This window comes from Nocardioides sp. CFH 31398 (assembly GCF_022436705.1).
Taxonomy (GTDB): domain Bacteria; phylum Actinomycetota; class Actinomycetes; order Propionibacteriales; family Nocardioidaceae; genus Nocardioides.
The window spans coordinates 104,439-122,806 of record NZ_JAKUHT010000003.1 but is presented as its reverse complement, the minus strand read 5'-3'; the positions used below and the strand labels follow the sequence as shown (position 1 = coordinate 122,806).

General features: G+C 74.4%; 16 protein-coding genes. 11 read left to right on the top strand and 5 right to left on the bottom strand.

Annotated features, from left to right (window positions below; all coding sequences use genetic code 11):
• The 4 genes from MJ876_RS02910 to MJ876_RS02895 are packed head-to-tail and all read left to right on the top strand — an operon-like array spanning nucleotide 1 to nucleotide 3,516.
• Nucleotides 1-1,092 carry a cupin domain-containing protein gene (locus MJ876_RS02910; RefSeq protein ID WP_240234558.1) on the top strand — a complete coding sequence of 364 codons (1,092 nt, stop codon included), beginning with the start codon at nucleotides 1-3 and terminating at the stop codon, nucleotides 1,090-1,092.
• Entirely contained in the window at nucleotides 1,092-1,934 is an 843-nt protein-coding gene (locus MJ876_RS02905; RefSeq protein WP_240234556.1) for a fumarylacetoacetate hydrolase family protein, read from the top strand. Before MJ876_RS02910 ends, MJ876_RS02905 begins: the two co-directional genes overlap by 1 nt.
• Complete coding sequence (locus MJ876_RS02900; RefSeq protein ID WP_240234555.1) at nucleotides 1,934-2,641, top strand: maleylpyruvate isomerase family mycothiol-dependent enzyme; 708 nt, start codon at nucleotides 1,934-1,936, stop codon at nucleotides 2,639-2,641. Before MJ876_RS02905 ends, MJ876_RS02900 begins: the two co-directional genes overlap by 1 nt.
• 59 nt (nucleotides 2,642-2,700) lie before the next feature.
• Nucleotides 2,701-3,516, top strand: coding sequence for a PaaX family transcriptional regulator C-terminal domain-containing protein (locus MJ876_RS02895; protein ID WP_240234554.1), 816 nt, complete (start codon nucleotides 2,701-2,703; stop codon nucleotides 3,514-3,516).
• Between the two features lie 19 nt (nucleotides 3,517-3,535).
• Here MJ876_RS02895 and MJ876_RS02890 read toward each other — a convergent pair whose 3' ends face one another.
• Entirely contained in the window at nucleotides 3,536-3,820 is a 285-nt protein-coding gene (locus MJ876_RS02890) for a hypothetical protein (RefSeq protein WP_240234552.1), read from the bottom strand.
• Nucleotides 3,821-3,883: 63 nt separating this feature from the next.
• Between MJ876_RS02890 and MJ876_RS02885 the strand changes: the two genes are divergently transcribed.
• The 3 genes from MJ876_RS02885 to MJ876_RS02875 all read left to right on the top strand — a co-directional run bounded on the left by MJ876_RS02885 (nucleotide 3,884) and on the right by MJ876_RS02875 (nucleotide 9,005).
• On the top strand, nucleotides 3,884-4,633 hold the full coding sequence (locus tag MJ876_RS02885; protein ID WP_240234551.1) for a TetR/AcrR family transcriptional regulator: 750 nt from the start codon (nucleotides 3,884-3,886) through the stop codon (nucleotides 4,631-4,633).
• Nucleotides 4,634-4,746: 113 nt separating this feature from the next.
• Nucleotides 4,747-6,819, top strand: coding sequence for an ATP-binding protein (locus MJ876_RS02880; protein WP_240234550.1), 2,073 nt, complete (start codon nucleotides 4,747-4,749; stop codon nucleotides 6,817-6,819).
• A 104-nt stretch (nucleotides 6,820-6,923) separates the two neighbouring features.
• Entirely contained in the window at nucleotides 6,924-9,005 is a 2,082-nt protein-coding gene (locus tag MJ876_RS02875; RefSeq protein WP_240234549.1) for an ATP-binding protein, read from the top strand.
• A gap of 37 nt (nucleotides 9,006-9,042) precedes the next feature.
• On the opposite strand, the gene MJ876_RS02870 is transcribed toward MJ876_RS02875, so the two are convergent.
• Entirely contained in the window at nucleotides 9,043-11,478 is a 2,436-nt protein-coding gene (locus MJ876_RS02870; RefSeq protein WP_240234548.1) for a sulfatase-like hydrolase/transferase, read from the bottom strand.
• Nucleotides 11,479-11,580: 102 nt separating this feature from the next.
• Between MJ876_RS02870 and MJ876_RS02865 the strand changes: the two genes are divergently transcribed.
• A complete protein-coding gene (locus MJ876_RS02865; protein ID WP_240234547.1) occupies nucleotides 11,581-12,378 on the top strand; it encodes an endonuclease/exonuclease/phosphatase family protein in 798 nt (265 codons plus the stop codon).
• A 24-nt stretch (nucleotides 12,379-12,402) separates the two neighbouring features.
• Here the strand turns inward: MJ876_RS02865 and MJ876_RS02860 are convergent, their stop codons facing one another.
• Nucleotides 12,403-13,068, bottom strand: a complete 666-nt coding sequence (locus MJ876_RS02860; RefSeq protein WP_240234546.1) for an SDR family NAD(P)-dependent oxidoreductase — start codon at nucleotides 13,066-13,068, stop codon at nucleotides 12,403-12,405.
• Between the two features lie 63 nt (nucleotides 13,069-13,131).
• Here MJ876_RS02860 and MJ876_RS02855 point away from each other — a divergent pair, with 63 nt between their 5' ends.
• Complete coding sequence (locus tag MJ876_RS02855; protein WP_240234545.1) at nucleotides 13,132-14,307, top strand: acyl-CoA dehydrogenase family protein; 1,176 nt, start codon at nucleotides 13,132-13,134, stop codon at nucleotides 14,305-14,307.
• 104 nt (nucleotides 14,308-14,411) lie between these two features.
• Here MJ876_RS02855 and MJ876_RS02850 read toward each other — a convergent pair whose 3' ends face one another.
• Nucleotides 14,412-14,864, bottom strand: coding sequence for an OsmC family protein (locus MJ876_RS02850; RefSeq protein WP_240234544.1), 453 nt, complete (start codon nucleotides 14,862-14,864; stop codon nucleotides 14,412-14,414).
• 160 nt (nucleotides 14,865-15,024) lie between these two features.
• Between MJ876_RS02850 and MJ876_RS02845 the strand changes: the two genes are divergently transcribed.
• Together MJ876_RS02845 and MJ876_RS02840 are read left to right on the top strand one after the other, a co-directional pair.
• On the top strand, nucleotides 15,025-15,543 hold the full coding sequence (locus MJ876_RS02845; RefSeq protein ID WP_240234543.1) for a hypothetical protein: 519 nt from the start codon (nucleotides 15,025-15,027) through the stop codon (nucleotides 15,541-15,543).
• A 194-nt stretch (nucleotides 15,544-15,737) separates the two neighbouring features.
• Nucleotides 15,738-17,702, top strand: a complete 1,965-nt coding sequence (locus MJ876_RS02840; protein WP_240234542.1) for a CocE/NonD family hydrolase — start codon at nucleotides 15,738-15,740, stop codon at nucleotides 17,700-17,702.
• Nucleotides 17,703-17,730: 28 nt separating this feature from the next.
• Here MJ876_RS02840 and MJ876_RS02835 read toward each other — a convergent pair whose 3' ends face one another.
• Nucleotides 17,731-18,333 carry a bifunctional 2-polyprenyl-6-hydroxyphenol methylase/3-demethylubiquinol 3-O-methyltransferase UbiG gene (locus tag MJ876_RS02835; RefSeq protein WP_240234541.1) on the bottom strand — a complete coding sequence of 201 codons (603 nt, stop codon included), beginning with the start codon at nucleotides 18,331-18,333 and terminating at the stop codon, nucleotides 17,731-17,733.
• Nucleotides 18,334-18,368: the final 35 nt, after the last annotated feature.

Below are 18,368 nucleotides of genomic sequence, written 5' to 3'. Positions count from 1 at the left end.
ATGACCGGCAACAGCATGACCGCACCCCCGCCCACGCCGGAGGAGGCCGCCCAGATCGAGGTCCTCTACAAGGACTTCGACGCCGAGAACCTCGTCCCGCTGTGGACCGAGCGCGAGGGCCTGATGCCGCTGGCGCCCGAGCCGCGTGCCGTCCCCCACGTGTGGCGGTGGGACACCCTGCTGCCGCTCGCCGAGCGCGCGGGAGACCTGGTCCCGGTCGGCCGCGGCGGCGAGCGCCGCGCGATCGCGCTGGCCAACCCCGGCCTCGGCGGGCGCCCCTACGTGACGCCGACGCTGTGGGCGGCGATCCAGTACCTCGGCGGGCACGAGGTCGCCCCGGAGCACCGCCACACCCAGAACGCCTTCCGGTTCGTCGTGGAGGGCGAGGGGGTGTGGACCGTCGTGAACGGGGACCCGGTCGCGATGCGCCGCGGGGACTTCCTGCTGACGCCGGGCTGGTACTTCCACGGCCACCACAACGAGACCGACCAGCCGATGGCGTGGATCGACGGGCTCGACATCCCCTTCGTCCACTACACCGACACCGGGTTCTTCGAGTTCGGCTCGGAGAAGGTGACCGACTCCTCCACCCCGGACCGCTCGCGCTCCGAGAAGCTCTGGTGCCACCCGGGCCTGCGGCCGCTGTCGCAGCTGGAGGACACCGCGGCCTCGCCGATCGGCGCCTACCGGTGGGAGCACACCGACGCCGCGCTGGCCGAGCAGCTCGAGCTGGAGGAGGCCGGTTTCCCGGCCACGGTCGAGCAGGGCCACGCCGCCGTCCGCTTCACCAACCCGACCACGGGCGGCGACGTCATGCCGACGATCCGCGCCGAGTTCCACCGCCTCCGGGCGGGCACGACGACCCGCACCCGTCGTACGTCGGGCTCGCAGGTGTTCCAGGTCTTCGACGGCGCCGCGGAGGTGCTGCTCGGGCAGGAGCGCCGCCACGTCGAGAAGGGCGACCTGTTCTGCGTGCCGTCCTGGGTGCCGTTCGCGACGAGCAGCGAGGACGGCGTCGACCTGTTCGGGTTCGGCGACGGCCCCATCGTCGAGCGGCTGTCGCTCGACCGCACCCACGTCGAGGAGGTCTGATGCGGCTCGTCACGCTGCGTACCGGCGCCGGCACCGTCGCCGCCCGCCAGGACGACGACGGCTCGGCCACCGAGATCCTCGACGTGCCCGACGTCGGCGCCCTGCTGGCCTCGCCCGACTGGCGCAACCGCGCCGAGGACGCCGACGGCCCGCGCCACGAGGCCGGCGACCTCGACCTCGCGCCCGTGGTCACACGACCCAGCAAGGTGCTCTGCGTGGGGCTGAACTACGCCTCCCACATCACCGAGATGGGCCGCGACCTGCCGGAGCACCCCACGCTGTTCGCGAAGTACGCCGACACGCTCGCCGGCCCGTACGACGACCTCCCGCTGCCCGTCGACGAGGAGGAGGCCCTCGACTGGGAGGCCGAGCTCGTCGTCGTCATCGGGACGACCTGCCGGCGCGTCCCGGAGGCCGACGCCGCGGACGTCATCGCCGGCTACACCGTCGCGAACGACGTCTCGATGCGGTCGTGGCAGTTCCGGACGAACGAGTGGCTGCAGGGCAAGATGTGGGACCGCTCGACGCCCGTGGGCCCCGCCCTCGTCACCGCCGACGCCTGGTCGCCCGGGCCCGAGGTGTCCTGCGTCGTGGACGGCGAGACGATGCAGCGCCACCCCACCTCGGACCTCGTCTTCGGCCCGGAGGCGCTCGTGGCCTACGCGTCGAGGATCATCACGCTGCGTCCCGGCGACCTCATCCTCACCGGCACCCCCGGCGGGGTCGGCCACGCGCGGGACCCGCAGCGCTACCTGCGCCCCGGCGCCGAGGTCGTCACCGCCGTCGAGGGCCTCGGCGAGCTCCGGAACCGCTGCGTGGCGGACACCCCCGAGGACGGCTGATGCCGGCCCGCCACGACCTCGTCACCGACCCCGCGGTCGTCGCCGACCTGGCGGCGGTGCGCTTCGGCACGGCGTACTTCCGGCGGGCGCTGCAGCACGTCACGGACGGCGGGCTGGCCGGGCCCAGTCTCCTGCCGGGCTGGAGCCGGGGGGCGCTCGTCGCCCACGTCGGCTACAACGCCCGCGCGCTCACGCGGCTCGTCGAGTGGGCCGCGACCGGGGTCGAGAACCCGATGTACGCCTCCCCCGAGGCCCGCGACGCGGAGATCGCGTACGGCGCCTCGCTGCGCCCGGTCGCCCTGCGCAACCTCGCCGAGCACGCCGCGATCGATCTCGACGTCCGGTGGCGGGACCTGCCCGCGGAGCGGTGGTCGGTGACCGTCCGGACCGCCCAGGGTCGTGAGGTGCCGGTGTCGGAGACGGTCTGGATGCGGATGCGCGAGGTCTGGCTCCACGCCGTCGACCTGGACTCCGGCGCCCGCGTGCACGACGTCCCCGCCCCGGTGCTCGAGCGCCTGCTGCGCGACGTCGTCGGCACGTGGTCGCGCCGCGACTCGGTCGAGGTCGCCGTCGTCGCGGACGACGTCGAGGTCGGCGACCCGGCGTCCGCCGTCCGTGTCGTCAAGGCGTCCCTGGCCGACGCCACCGCCTGGGCGACCGGCCGCGGCACCCTGCCCGGCGAGGACCCCGCCCCCCGCTGGTTGTAGTGGGGCCGGCGGTCAGGTCGCCCGACCGTCGTGGGGCCGCCGTCGGACAGGATGGACGGATGGTCACGCCCCGCTCCCTGATCCTGGACCTGTTCGGGGACTACCTGCGCTACACCGACGCCGAGGTGCGGCTGGGCCACCTCGCCAGCCTGCTCGGGGACTTCGGGGTCGCGCCGGCGACGGTGCGGGTGACGTTGTCGCGGCTGCGCCGCGAGGGCTGGTTCACGTCGCGTCGGGAGGGCCGCGAGACGGTCTACACGCTCAGCGGCGACATGCTCGACGTGCTCGACGAGGGGCGCCGACGGATCTTCGCGCCCGCCGCCGTGTCGTGGGACGGCGACTGGACGATGGTCATCTACCAGCTGTCCGAGGCCGAGCGCGCCGAGCGCGACGAGCTCCGCAAGCAGCTCGCCTGGCTCGGGTTCGGCAGCCTCACCACCTCGACCTGGCTGGCGCCGGGGGAGCGGACGGCGGAGGTCGACCGCCTCGACGCCGTACGACGCACCGACCGGGTCGACGTCCTGCGCTGCCGCTCCCGGGGCCTCGACCACGACCGCGACCTCGCCCGTCGCTGCTGGGACCTCGACGACCTCGCCTCGCAGTACGCCGCGTTCGTCGACACGCACCGCGACCTCGAGGCCCGCGCCGGCGACCTCCGGGGCGCCGAGGCGCTCGTGGCCCGCACCGACCTCGTCGCGACCTTCCGCCACTTCCCCTTCCTCGACCCGCGGCTGCCGGTCGAGGTGCGGCCCGACGCGTGGCCGGGCGAGGAGGCGCACCGCCTGTTCGCCGACGTCCACCGCCGGCTCGGCCCTCCCGCGCGGGCGCACGTCGCCGCCGTCGTCGGCCGCGACATCGCGGCGCCGGACGCCTGACGAGGGCCCGGTCGAGGGATCAGTCGAGGTCCCGGCCGGTCCGGTGCCCGGGCCAGCCCGTGGGGATCCGGCGACGCACCTCGCGGATGCCCCGGACGAGCTGCGACAGCGGCGAGCGGCGCACGACGACGACGCGCCGCGGCGCCGCGGTCGACGTGGACGCCGCGCCCCGCCCGTGGCGCCGGTCGACCTCCGCGAGCGCGGCCTGCAGCGCCACCGGGTCGCCCCCGACGTCCGGGTGGTGGCGCCGTACGGCGGCCCGCCGGTCGCGGCGCCAGGCGCGCTCGTCGGGGGTCTCGCTCACGGCACCATCCTGTCCCACCGCGCGGACGGCCCCGATATCCTGGGAGCTCCAGAGGAGGTCGCCATGGGATCCGACAGCCCACCCGGTGCCGGGGGCACCCACGATCCCGACGCCGCTCTCATCGCCGGCGACGACCTGCCCTCGGCGCGCGTGCCGCTCGACAAGGACCGGATCGTCGCCGCCGCCGTCACCTTCATCGAGGAGAACGGGCTGCCCGGCCTCTCGATGCGCCGGCTGGGTCGCGAGCTCGGCGTCGAGGCGATGTCGCTCTACCGCTACGTCCCCGGCAAGGAGGAGGTCCTGGACTCCGTCGTCGAACGGATCATGGGGACGATGGCCGACGACCCGGAGGTCCGGTTCGGGCCGGAGGACGGCTGGCAGGACTTCCTGCAGCGCCTCGCCCACGGCGTGCGCCGGGTGGCGCTGCAGCACCCGAAGTGCTTCCCCCTCGTCGCCTCCCGCCCGCCCGAGGCGCCGTGGCTGCGCCCGCCGCTGCGCGACCTGCGGTGGGTCGAGATCTTCCTGGCGTCGTTGATCGCCGAGGGGTTCACCCGGTCCGCCGCCGTCCAGGCCTACCGCGCGTTCACCGGGTTCCTCCTCGGCACGCTGCTGCTCGAGGTCGCCGGCCGGGGCGCCGACCTCGGGCCGATCGACACCATCGACGACGGGTCCGTCATCCCCGGGGACCTCGGGGACTTCCCGACCGTCGCCGCCCTCGCGGAGCCCCTCAGCGAGGACCACATGGCGACGGAGTTCGAGGAGACGCTGGAGACCCTCATCGACCGCCTCGCCCTGGTCCGCGCGGAGGGCTAGACCCCGGCTGCGAGGCGGGTGGCCGTCCGAATTCCGTCGATCGGCGGCGGCCGACCCGGACCGGGCTTTACTCTCGGGGCGCACCTCTCGGGCCCTGGTGCACGGGTCCTGACGTGGAGGTGCAGGTGGACGTCGAGCGCGCGGTCGGGCCAGCCCCGCCGAGGGTCCCCGTCGTCCCGGCGTGGAGCTTCTGGTGCTTCCTGGTGGCCTACGTCGTGCTCGTCCTCGCCGGCCGGGCGACAGCGCTCGTGGAGGGCGGGCCGGCCCTGGTCTGGCCGGCGGCCGGCGCCGGCGTGCTCTGGCTGCTGGCCCGCCCCGGGCGTCGCTGGGCGGCCTCGGTGCTGGGTGCCGTCGCGGTCGTCGCGCTGACCCTGCACGCCGTGACCGGCGCCGCGCCCGGGCTCGTCCTGGCCGGCACGCTCGCCGCCGTCCTGCAGCCGGTCGTGGCCGTGCTGGTGCTGCGACGGTGGTGCCCGCGGCTCCTGGGCGCCGGCGGCGACCGGACCATCTCGGACCCCTCCCTCCTGGCCCGCACGGTGCTGGCCGCCGGCCTCGCGAGCGCGGTGGGCGCGCTGGCCGCCACGACGTCCATGCTGCTGTTCGGCGAGCCCGCGACCGTGCTCACGACGGTGCTGTGGTGGACCCGCAACCTGTCGGGGATGCTCCTGGCGCTCACGGCGGGCCACCTGCTGCTCCACGCCGTCGTCACCGGCACCCGGGTCCTCCCGTCGCGCCGCCGGGTCCCCGAGCTGTGCCTGCTGCTCCTCACCTCCCTGGGCGCCTTCGCGCTCGCCGAGGTCGACCGCGGCCAGGGCATGGCGTGCCTGCTGATCGGGACCAGCGTCTGGTGCGCCCTGCGCTTCTCCACCGCGCTGGCCGCGCTGGAGGTGGCGGGCGTCGGAGCCCTCGGGGTCGCCCTCGTGGTGGTCGGCCGGGCGGGCTACCCCGAGCTGCCCGACGCGTCGGACGCCGTGATGATCCAGGCCTTCACGGTCACCCTGCTCACCGTGGCCCTCGCCATCGGCTCCAGCCGCGACCAGCGCGACGCCGTCCTGGCCGAGCTCGACGAGGCACGACGCGACGCCGCGGGCCGGGCCCGGCACCTGGAGACGGTCACCGAGGTGATGGGCGAGGGGCTGACGGTGCTGGACGCCGACGCGAACCTCGTCCGCATGAACTCCGCCGCCCGCGCCATCCTCGAGATGACACCGGCCGGCGCGACGGCGCCGACGGCCGCACGGGACTACGTCGTCTGCGCGCCCGACGGCAGCGTCCTCGACCCCCGGCAGCACCCGTCGGTGCGGGCCATCACGGAGGGACGCGTGGGTCCCGAGGACCTGCTGCTCGTGCTGGACGACGGCAGCCGCCGCACCCTGTCCGTCACCGCGGACATGCTCTCCGACGGCGGCCGCTCCGTGGGCTCCGTCGTCGTCTTCCACGACGTCACCGACGAGCGACGCCAGACCGACCAGCTCGCGGAGTTCGCGGCGACCGCGGCCCACGACCTGCGCAACCCCCTCACCGCACTGCGGGGCTGGCTCGAGATGGCGACGGAGACCGCGACGGACGGCCCGTCCCAGCTCTCTCTGTCCCGGGCGCGGGAGGCGGCCGCCCGCATGCAGGCCCTCATCACCGACCTCCTCGAGCAGGCCTCGGCGGAGGGCGGGCTGCTGAGCGCGGGCGAGCTCGAGGCCGTGCCGCTGGACCTCGCCGTCGACGACGTGGCGCGGTACCTGCCCACCGACGCCGTCCTCACCCGCGAGGCCGAGCTGCCCGTGGTCTCGGCGCACCCGGAGATGCTGCGCCAGCTGCTGACCAACCTGCTCGGCAACGCCGTGAAGTACGTCGAGCCGGGCGTGACGCCGCGGATCGCGGTCACCGCCCGCCGGGTCGGGGACCGGGTCGAGGTCGAGGTCGAGGACAACGGCATCGGCATCCCCGAGTCGGAGCGCACCCGGGTCTTCGAGCGGCTGCACCGCGCCCACGCGGACGACGGCCGGTTCGGCGGCACCGGCCTCGGCCTCGCCATCTGCCGCACGGTCGTGCTGCGCCACGGCGGTCACATCGAGTGCCGCCCGGCCGCCGGCGGGGGCACCGTCCTCGCCTTCGACCTGCCCGCCGCCGTCCCCGACGTCCCCCCGGTCGCCGCGCCGCGCGTCGACGGGGCGCTGACCGACGAGGGCTGAGGCCACCGGTTTCGCAGAAACGTCGTGCACGACGCAGCGGCGGTCCTACCCTCGACGTAGCCGCGGGCACCGGGCCCCGCGAACGGCCGAGCGGGGAGGTGGGGATGAGCCGCGTGCAGCCCGACGCCCGTCCGGACCCGGAGGGGGCACCCGGCGAGCCGGCCACGTCGGGGCCCGCCGTCCCGCCGTGGTCCTTCTGGTGCTTCGCGGCCGCGTACGCCCTGCTCGCGCTCGCCGGACGGGCGACCGCGGTGGTCGACCAGGGCCCGTCCCTGGTCTGGCCCGCGGCGGGCGTCGGCCTGCTCTGGGTGCTGGCCCGTCCGGGACGCCGGTGGGCGCTCGCCTCCTCGGCCGCCATCGCCGTGATCGCGTGCGCCATGCACGCGGTGACCGGCGCGGCGGCCCCGCTGGTGGTGGCCGGGACCGCCGCCGCGGTCAGCCAGGCCGGACTGGGGGCGGTGGTGCTGCGCCGGTGGCGCCCGGACCTGCTCGGGGCCCGCGGCACGGGCACGATCTCCGACCCCCGGACGCTCACCGCCGTCGTGGGCTCCGCCGTCCTCGGCACCGGGGTGGGGACGGCGCTCGCGGCCACCTCGTTCGCGGCGTCGGGCGAGACGGTCACCCTCACGTTCCTCGCGCTGTGGTGGGGCCGGAACCTCGCCGGGATGCTGCTGGTCGGGACCAGCGGGCACCTGCTCGTCCACGCACTGGCCACCCGCACCCGCATCCTCGAGTCGCGGCGCCTGCCCGAGCTCGGGCTGGTGGTCCTCGCCGGACTGGTGACGTTCGTCCTGGTCGACCTCGACCGCGGCGGTTCCCTGACCTTCCTGCTGATCGTGGTCAGCGTGTGGTGCGCCATGCGTTTCTCGACCACGGTCGCGGCCCTGCAGGTGGTCGGCACCGGGGCGGCGGCGTTCGGCGTCGTGCTCGCGACGGACGGGCTCGCCGCCTCGGCCCCCGACGACCTCGACGCCCTCGCCGTCCAGGCCTTCGTCATCACGCTCCTCGTCATCACCCTGGCGATCGGCAGCACCCGCGACCAGCGCGACGCGTCGACGGCGCAGCTGCGGGTCGCGCAGCAGGAGGCGCGGGCGCGCGCGGAGTTCCTGGAGACCGTGACCGAGGTGATGGCCGAGGGCCTCGTCGTCCTCGACGCCGACGCGAACCTGGTGCGGATGAACCCGGCCGCCCGCGCGATGCTCTCCCGGACCTCGGCCGGCGGCGAGGACGGCGTCGCCTCCGAGGAGTTCGTCGTGACCACGCCGGGAGGCACGGTCCTCCGGGCGTCCGAGCACCCGTCGTACCGCGCGATCACCGAGGGGAGGGTGGGCCCGGAGGACATCGTCCTGCACCTCGGCGACGGCACCCGCCGCACCCTGTCCGTCGTCGCCGACCGGCTGGTGCACGAGGACGGGTCGGGGGGCTCGGTGGTGGTCTACCGCGACGTCACCGGCGAGCGGCGCCACGCCGACCAGCTCGCCGAGTTCGCGGCCACCGCCGCCCACGACCTCCGCAACCCGCTGACCGCGCTCCGCGGCTGGCTCGAGATGGCCGCCGACACCGACGACCCCGTCGTGCTGGCCAGCCTGGACCGCGCCCGGGGCGCCGCGATCCGCATGCAGGAGCTCATCTCCGACCTCCTCGAGCAGGCCTCGGCGGAGGGCGGCCTGCTGAGCGCGGCGGAGCTGGAGGCCGTCCCCCTGGACCTGGCCGTGGACGACGTCCTGGAGTACCTGGACGCCGAGGCCGTGGTGCACCGCGCCGAGGACCTGGTGGTCGTCTCGGCCCAGCCGGACATGCTGCGCCAGCTGCTCACCAACCTGCTCGGCAACGCGGTCAAGTACGTCGAGCCGGGCGTGCGCCCGGAGATCACGGTGAGCGCCCGGCGCGTGGGCGACCGGGTCGAGGTGGAGGTCGCCGACAACGGGATCGGCATCCCGGAGGACCAGCGTGCGCGGGTCTTCGAGCGCCTGCACCGCGCCCACGCCGAGGACGACCGCTTCGCCGGGACCGGGCTGGGCCTGGCGATCTGCAAGACGATCGTCGTGCGGCACGGCGGCCTGATCGAGTGCCGTCCCGCGCCCGGCGGCGGCACGGTCTTCGCCTTCGACCTTCCCGCGGCCGTCCCCGACGTCCCCCCGGTCACCGCACCCGTCGCGGACGGCGTCGTCCCCGACGAGGCCTGACGCGCTCGGGCCCCGACGGGCTCGACCAGCAGCGGCGTCAGTCGTGCGCCAGCTGGGTGAGGCGGCGCTTGACCTGCTCGCCCAGCTCGATCTGGGTGTCCAGGTCGAACCGCGCGCCGTGCACGGTGCCGGTGAACCGGTTGTGCACCGGCGCGTAGTCGTCGGTCACGGGGGCGCCGCGGTCGACGCCGACGTTGAGGGTCTCGTCGAAGGCGAAGTAGTACGCGGTCGTCTGCGGCACGTGGCCCCGCGCGACCTCCCGGCCGTCGACCTCGAGGACGACGTCGGCGGCGTCGCCGGGCGGGCCCCCGGCGTACGAGAACCGCATCGTCACCTCGTGGTCGCCCGCCGTGAGTGACTCCTCCGAGCGCACCGTGGTGAGCTCGCGGCCGTAGCAGTTGTAGGCGTACGCCGGTCGGCCGTCGACGACGTACAGCGACCAGCCGCCGAAGCGACCGCCCTGCGCGACGAGCACCCCGGAGTCGGTGTCGGTGCGCGCGGTGAGCGGCACCGTGATCGTGTGGGAGCGGTTCTTGACGTTGGGGGCCGCCTCCTCGGTGAGCCGGCCGGCGCGGGGGCCCAGCTCGATCGACGTCCGCCCGGCGTGCAGGTCGAGACGACCGGCGATGGCGGGGTTCTCCCGCTCCGTGACGCGGTCGTCGAGCGGGAAGACCTGGTGGCGCGACGCCTCGATGAGGAAGATGTCGCGCAGCGCGCGCAGCTGGTCGGGGCCCTCCCCGGCGAGGTCGAAGGCCTGTGACCAGTCCCGGTCGGTGTGGTACAGCTCCCAGACGTCCTCCTCGAACGGCCGGTCGCCGCCGTCCACCATCAGCCACGGCGTGCCGTGGCGGGTGACCGCCATCCAGCCGTTGTGGTAGATCCCGCGGTTGCCGACCATCTCGAAGTACTGCGTCACGCGGCGGTCGGCGGCGTCCGCGTCGGCGAACGAGTACGCCATCGAGACGCCCTCGATGACCTGCTGCGTCACGCCGTACACGGTCGTCGGGTGCGGCAGGCCCGCGACCTCGAGGATCGTCGGCAGCACGTCGATGACGTGGTGCCACTGGTGGCGGACCTCGCCGCGGGCGGCGATGCCGTTCGGCCAGTGCACGATCAGGCCGTCGCGGGTGCCGCCCAGGTGGGAGGCGATCTGCTTGGTCCACGCGTACGGCGTGTTCATCGCCGACGCCCAGCCCGCCGGGTAGATCGCGTACGTCGTGGGGTCGCCGAAGCTGTCGAGGCGGGCGTGCATGTCGGCGGTGTCGTCGGCGATGCCGTGGCCGACGAGGTGCTCGCGCAGGGTGCCCTCGGGGCCCCCCTCGCCGGAGGCACCGTTGTCGCCGAGCATGTAGACGAAGATCGTGTCGTCGAGGATCCCGAGGCGCTCGAGCTCGTCGGTGATCCGGCCGACCTGGACGTCGGCGTGCTCGGCGAACCCGGCGTAGGTCTCCATGAAGCGGGCGGCGACCTCGCGCTCCATCTCGTCGAGCTCCCACCACTGCGGCAGGCCGTCCGGCCACGGCGCGAGGACCGTGTCCTGGGGGACCAGGCCCAGCTCCTTCTGACGGGCGAGGGTCTGCTTGCGCATCTCGTCCCAGCCCTCGTCGAAGCGGCCGGCGTACTTCTCGCGCCACTCCTTCTGCACGTGGAACGGCCCGTGCGTCGCGCCCAGGGCCAGGTAGGCGAAGAACGGCTGGTCGGGGGTGATGGCGTGCTGGTCGCGGATCCAGTCGATCGTGTGGTCGACGAGGTCCTCGGTGAGGTGGTAGCCGTCCTCGGGCAGGCGGTCCGGCTCGACCGGCGTCGTCCCGGAGTAGAGCTGCGGGTACCAGTGGTTCATCTCCGCGCCCATGAACCCGTAGAAGGTGCCGAAGCCCTCGCCGACGGGCCAGCGGTTGAACGGCCCCGTCGGGTTCACCTCGACCGGCGGCGTCTGGTGCCACTTCCCGAACGCCGCCGTGGCGTAGCCGTTGCCCTGCAGGATCTGCGCCATCGTCGCCGCGGACGGCGGCCGGAACCCGGTGTAGCCGGGCTCCAGCGTCGTCATCTCCGAGGTCACGCCCATGCCGACCGAGTGGTGGTTGCGGCCCGTCATCAACGCCTGCCGCGTCGGCGAGCACAGCGCGGTGACGTGGAAGCGGCTGTAGCGCAGGCCGCCGTCCGAGAGCCGCTCGGCGGTCGGCATCTCGCACGGGCCGCCGTACGTGCTGGAGGCGCCGAAGCCCATGTCGTCGACGAGCACGATCACCACGTTCGGCGCGCCCTCGGGCGGCCGGACGGGCTGGATCGGGTCGTGCTGCGAGGCCTTCGCCCCCGGGAACCCCGAGAGGTGCGCCGCCGCCCGCGCGCCGGCGTCGTTCGTCGGGGTGCTGATGCGGATCGGCAGGTTGCGGCGGCCGGGGTTCGGCCAGCTCGGGTACGACGGGGGGCCGCTGGTCGTGCCGTTCTTGCTGCCGGGGGTGTCCTCGCTCACGGGGCCAACGAACCACACGGGTGGGCGCGCCGCCGGGCCGGGTGTGACGGCGTGTCGCGGACAGCCGGTCCCGGGCGCGTCGGGTGCGGGTACACAGGGGGCGTGGTCCGCCTCGTCAGTGCCAACGCCGCCTCGGGACGCGACCGAGGCCGCCACGACTTTGCCGCCTGGGCGCGCAGGGCTGCGGCCCTGGACGCCGACGTGTACGCCGTCCAGGAGGTCGACCACCGGCTGCCCCGCAGCGGCGCCGAGGACCAGGCCGCCGCGCTCGCCGACGCCTGCGCGCGCCCCGGCGAGTCCTGGCAGCACCACTTCACCGCGGCGATCCTCGGGACGCCGGGCTCCCGGGACACGTTCCGCCCCGCCACCTCGGCCGCCCTCGCCGCCGACGAGGGGGCGTACGGCGTCGCGCTGGTGACCCGCTTCCCCGTGGTGCGCACGGACGAGCTGCGCATGGAGGGCTCGCGGCTGAGCATCCCGGTGCCGCTGCCGCCCGGGGCCGGGCAGCGGGTGCTGTGGGTGCCGGACGAGCCCCGCGCCGCGGTGGCCGCGGAGCTGACCACGCCGTCCGGGCCGCTGACCGTGGTGTGCACGCACCTGTCGTTCGAGCCGGTCCGCGCGGGCCGGCAGCTGCGCGAGCTGACCGCGTGGGCGGGCGAGCTGCCCGGGCCCGTCGTCCTGCTCGGCGACCTCAACATGCCGCCGGGCGTCGCCGCGATGCTGAGCCGGTGGACGCCGCTCGCCCGCCACCCCACCTACCCCGCGCAGGACCCGCGGGTCCAGCTCGACCACGCCCTGGCCGCCCCCGGCCCCGGCGTCCGCGCGACCTCGTCCCGGGCCGAGGTCGTGGGCGCCAGCGACCACCGCGCGCTCGTGGTCGAGGTGGCCGTCGCCGGCTGAGGCCCCGCGAGCCGCGGTGACGCCTCAGTCGGTCGAGACCTGCACCCGGAAGGTGTCGCGCTCGGTGTGGAGGTCCCACAGCTTCTCCGCGAGGACGGCGGGGTCCTTCTCCTCGTCGCCCTCGATGATCTGCCCGCCGATGATCAGCTGGCCGACGAAGATGCCCTCCTCGCCGAGCACCTCGTGCAGCAGCTCGGCGTACGCCGCCTGACCGGCGAAGGCGATGGAGGTGCCGGTGACGTTGCGGCCGGGCTTGACCGCGGACCCGCCGTTGACGAACAGGATCGAGCCCGTCCCCTCGCCCAGGAACCGCATGCCCGGGACGACCTGGTGGACGGCCGCGACGGGGCCGTAGATCGAGAACTCGACGGGGCCGACGAGGTCGGCGGGCGTCGTCTCGAGCACGGGCCGCATGAAGTCCTTCTGCGGCAGCGGGGAGTACTGCAGCACCTCGATCGGGCCCAGGGTCTCGGTGACCTGCTCGAGGGCCTTCGCGATCGAGGCGGGGTCGCGCACGTCGGCGGCGAAGCCCTGCGCGCGGACGCCCTCGGTCTCGAGCTCGGCGGCGAGCGCGTCGAGGCGTCCCTGGTGCCGCGAGATCAGCCCCACGGCGTACCCCTCGGCGGCGAAGCGCCGCGCGACGGCCGCCCCCAGTCCTCGTCCGGCTCCGATGATCGCGATGGTGGTCATGCAGCCTTCAACCACCTCTCCTCGACGGGTGTTCCACGTCTCTCCCGGCGTACGATCGAGGGCATGGCAGCGAAGATCGACCCCCTCGACATCGTCGGCATCGACGACCAGCTCACGGCGGAGGAGCGGGACATCCGCGCCGCGGTGAGGAAGCTCTGCGACGACGTCGTCATGCCCGACGTCGCCGAGTGGTTCGAGCGCGGCGAGCTCCCCGACGTCCGCGGGCTCGCCAAGGAGTTCGGCGCCATGGGGCTGCTCGGCATGCACCTCGAGGGCTACGGCTGCCCGGGCATGAGCGCCGTCGACTACGGCCTGGCGTGCCTCGAGCTCGAGGCCGCCGACTCCGGCATCCGCTCCCTCGTGTCCGTGCAGGGCTCGCTGGCGATGTTCGCGATCCACCGCTGGGGCAGCGAGGAGCAGAAGCAGCAGTGGCTGCCCGCCATGGCCGCCGGCGAGGCCATCGGCTGCTTCGGCCTCACCGAGCCCGACCACGGCTCCGACCCCGACTCCATGCGCACCCGGGCGAAGCGCGACGGCGACGACTGGGTCCTCGACGGGCGCAAGATGTGGATCACCAACGGCTCCGTCGCCGACGTCGCCGTCGTGTGGGCGCAGACCGAGGAGGGCGTCCGCGGGTTCGTCGTCCCGACCGACACCCCCGGCTTCTCCGCGCCGCAGATCCACCACAAGATGTCGCTGCGCGCCTCCGTGACCAGCGAGCTCGTCCTGGACGGCGTCCGCCTGCCCGCCGACGCCGTGCTGCCGGAGGTCACCGGGCTCCGCGGCCCGCTGTCCTGCCTCAACGAGGCCCGCTACGGGATCGTGTGGGGCGCGATGGGCGCGGCCCGCTCCTGCTTCTCCGCCGCGCTGGACTACAGCAAGGAGCGCGAGCAGTTCGGCAAGCCGATCGCCGGCTTCCAGCTGACCCAGCAGAAGCTCGCCGACATGAGCCTCGAGCTCACCAAGGGCACGCTGCTCGCGCTGCACCTCGGTCGCCGCAAGGACGCCGGCACGCTGGCTCCGCCGCAGGTGAGCGTGGGCAAGCTGAACAACGTGCGCGAGGCCATCGACATCTGCCGCACGGCCCGCACGATCCTGGGCGCCAACGGCATCTCGCTCGAGTACCCGGTGATCCGGCACATGAACAACCTCGAGTCCGTGCTCACCTACGAGGGCACGGTCGAGATGCACACCCTCGTCGTCGGCCAGACGCTGACGGGGCACGCCGCCTTCCGCTGATCCCGCGGACGGGTCGGCCCCCGGTCGGGACCGACGCGCAGAAGCCCCCGGAACACCCCCGCGAGGGGCGTTCCGGGGGCTTCTGCACGTCCGTCCGGACGACCTCAGAGCGGCAGCGGCTTCCACTCGCTGGTGAAGGCGAGGCCGGAGCGGCGGAACAGCTGCGTCACGGGGCAGCGGCGGTCGACCTCGGCGACGAGGCGGTCGAAGGTCTCGGCGTCGGCGTCGGTCTGCACGGTGGCGTCGACGGTCACGGCGGAGAAGTTGGCGTTGCCGTCGGCACCGCCGACCATGACGCTCGGGTCGAGGTCGCCCCGCGCGGACAGCGAGAACTCGCCGAGGGTCACGCCGAGCTCCTTCGCCACCACCTGCGCGGTGACCTGGTTGCAGGAGGTGAGGGCGCCGAGGCTGTAGGCCAGCGGGCTGGGGGCGGCGTCCGCACCGCCGAAGGCGGGGTAGGTGTCGGCGTGGAAGACGTGGGCGTTGTCGCCGAGGACGGTGATCTCCTGGGCGACGCCGGTGCCGGTGCTCTGGACGGTGAAGGGGACGGTGCTCACCACTGCTCCTATCTGAACAATGTCAACTGACTCAATGGAGTATAGGTCGCCGCTCTAACCGGGTGAGAGGTCTCTCACGGTCGTCTCACCGTCGGCTCACCGGCACCCGGGAACGTCGGGCCCAGCGGTCGGGGTGGTCCCGGCCCCGAAGGAGGCCCCGATGTCCGCGCAGACCCTGCTCCGCTCCGCCGCTCCCGCCCTGGGGGCGCTGGCCCTGGCCGCGTCGGCCCTGGCCGTCGCCGCGCCCGCCCACGCCGACGAGCGCACCTGCCGAGGCTCCCTCGGCGCCGTCGAGGTCGACGACCTCCGCGTGCCGCGCGGCGCCACCTGCACGCTCACCGGCACGCAGGTGGGCGGCAACGTCACCGTGGCCGACGGCGCCACGCTCGTCGCGCGACGCGTCGACGTCGAGGGCAACGTCCAGGCCGAGGGTCACGAGAAGGTCGTCGTCCGGCGCTCGGTCGTCGACGGGAGCGTCCAGCTCGTCCAGGGCGGTGCCGCCACGATCGTCGCCAACCGCGTCGGCTCCGACGTGCAGTCCTTCGAGAACCGCCGCGCGCAGACGATCAGCGACAACCGGGTCGACGGCAACCTGCAGTGCAAGGAGAACCGCCCGGCCCCGACCGGCAGCGGCAACGTGGTCGAGGGGAACAAGGAGGACCAGTGCCGCCGGCTCTGAGCCGACGTCCGCGGCGCCGACGGGCGGCGCAGGTCCCGAAGCGGTCACGATCCTTGACGCCCCATCGGGCCGACCGCTTGGGTTGTGCCACCGTCCGTTCGGTGGATCTCGGCCGCCGTCGACGTGGTGCGACCCGTCGGACGACGGGCGTGCGACGCCTCCCTGCCGAGCCGCCCTCGCAGTGAGGAACGACCATGACCTGGTCCCGCCCGACCCGCTCCCGAGCACGCGGGGTGGTGGCCCTCGCGGGCGCCGGCCTGCTGCTCGGCTCCCTGCCGGCGCTCGCGTCGGCCACCGCGGGCGCCGCACCCGCGGCCGCGCCCGTCCGGGCCGCTGACGCGCCGTACGAGCTGAAGAACGGGCGCACCGCCCCGATCTACGGCTACGCCGGCGCCATCCGCGAGACCGTCTACGTGCTCGCCGACGACTTCGACGGCAACGGCCAGCCCGACCGCGTCGCGGTCGACGTCGTGCGGCCCGCCGAGACCGAGCGCGCCGGCCAGCAGGTCCCCGTGATCATGGACGCGAGCCCGTACTACCTCTCCATCGGCCGCGGCAACGAGGCCGAGAAGAAGACGTACGACGCGGACGGCAACCCGGCCCTGACGCCGCTGTTCTACGACAACTACTTCGTGCCCCGCGGCTACGCGTTCGTCGCCGTCGACCTCGCCGGCACCGCGCGCTCCACCGGGTGCGTCGACGAGGGCGGCGTCTCCGACGTCGGCTCCGCCGCGGCGGCCGTCGACTGGCTCAACGGCAACGCCGAGGCCGTCGACGCCGACGGTGAGCCCGTCGTGGCCGACTGGACCAACGGGAAGACCGGCATGATCGGCAAGTCGTACGACGGCACGATCGCCAACGGCGTCGCCGCGCTCGGCACCGAGGGCCTCGAGACGATCGTCCCGATCTCCGCCATCTCGTCCTGGTACGACTACACCCGCTCGCAGAAGCTGCCCTACAGCTGGGACTACGCCGAGGGCCTGTCGCGCCGCGTCGCCGCCGACCGCACCGAGACCGTCGACTGCGAGGCGACGTACGAGCGCCTGTCCGCCGAGGACGACGACGAGACCGGCCGCTACAACGCCTTCTGGGCCGAGCGCGACCACCGCAACGGCACCACCACGAAGGCCTCGAACGTCACCGCCAGCGTCTTCGTGATGCACGGCCTGCAGGACCTCAACGTCAAGACCCGGCACTTCTCGAAGTGGTGGACCCAGCTCGGCAAGAACGGCGTCACCCGCAAGATGTGGCTGACCCGCCTGGGCCACGTCGACGCCTTCGACTCCGACCGCACGCGCTGGATCAAGACCCTGCACCGCTGGTTCGACTCCCAGCTGATGGGCATCGACAACGGCATCCTCGACGAGCCCGCCGTCGACATCGAGACCCAGCCGAACGAGTGGACGACGGCGGAGCAGTGGCCGACCGGTGAGCGGACCGTCCTGCGGCCGACCGCCGGTGGCACCCTCGCGGCCACCGGCGCGCAGTCCGGCACCGCCTCCTGGCTCAACGCCCCGAACCAGACCGAGACCACGGCGCTGACCGCCGGGTCCGAGGCCAACCGCCTGCTGTACGCCTCCGCGCCCCTGGGCGAGGACACCCGCATCTCGGGGGAGACCGTCGCGAAGCTGCGGATCACCAGCGAGGTCGAGACCGGCCAGGTCGGCGTCATGCTCGTCGACTACGGCCTCGACGAGCGCGTCCTGGCCACCGGCGACGGCGCCCGGACCACCGAGGAGCAGAGCTGCCACGGCCGGTCGACGTCGTACGACGACGCCTGCTACTACCGGATGACCCGCAACCTGGGCCAGACCCCGTTCGGCGTCCTCGGTCGCGGCTGGGCCCGCCTCGACGGCGCCCGCACCCGCGACGTGACCGTCCGCCTCGACCCGGACGACGCGGTCGTCGAGGCCGGTCACCGGCTCGGTGTCGTGCTGGTCGGGGCCGCCCCGAGCCGCGTGCGCAACGTCGACACCTCGCCGACCTCGCGCTACACGATCGATCTCGCCCGGACGTCCTTCACGGTGCCCGGCGACCTCGCCCTCGGCGGCGGTGCGGGCTCGCGCTCGCAGGGTCCGGCCGCGTGGCTCCCGGCGCCGAGCGACGTCGTCCCCGGCACGGTGGCGGAGCCGACCCCGCGGTTCCAGCTGCCCCGCTGAGCGCTCTCGCTGCGCTGCTACCCGGTGCTCAGCGGGCGCTGAGCACCAGGTAGCGCTCGTCGCTGACCGGCCCGCCCCACAGGAGCGGGTCGGTCAGTCGCGTCAGGACCCCCTCCGCGCGGTGGGCGCGGACCGCGGCCAGGGTCTGCTCGCCCCTCAGCCCGGCGCCCGTGTGCCAGAAGCCCTCGACCAGCACCAGCCGCCCGCCCGGCGCGAGGAGCCCGGCCCAGCGTCGTACGGCGTCGGCGGGGTCGGGCAGCGCCCACAGCACGTGGCGGGCCAGCACCACGTCGTACGCCGCCTCCGCGAGCGGGGGCGCGGCGGCGTCGCCCACGACGGCGGTGACGGGCAGCCCGGCGCACTTCGCCCGGGCGGCGTCGACCATCCGCGGCGACAGGTCCACGCCGTCGACCGTGTGGCCCGCCTCGGCGAGCAGCCGGCTCAACGTGCCCGTGCCGCAGCCGAGGTCGGCGACCCGGGCCGGCGCGTCGGGCAGGACGCCCGTGAGCAGCCGGCGCCAGGCCTCGCGGCACGCCGGGTCCCGCAGTCCGTGGTCGGGCTCGTCGTCGAACGTGTCGGCCTGGGCGTCCCACTCCGCCGCCGTCGCCGCCGTTCCTGCCGAATCGGTCACGGGTACCTCCGCTTGACCCCGAAGTCTGGCTGGCT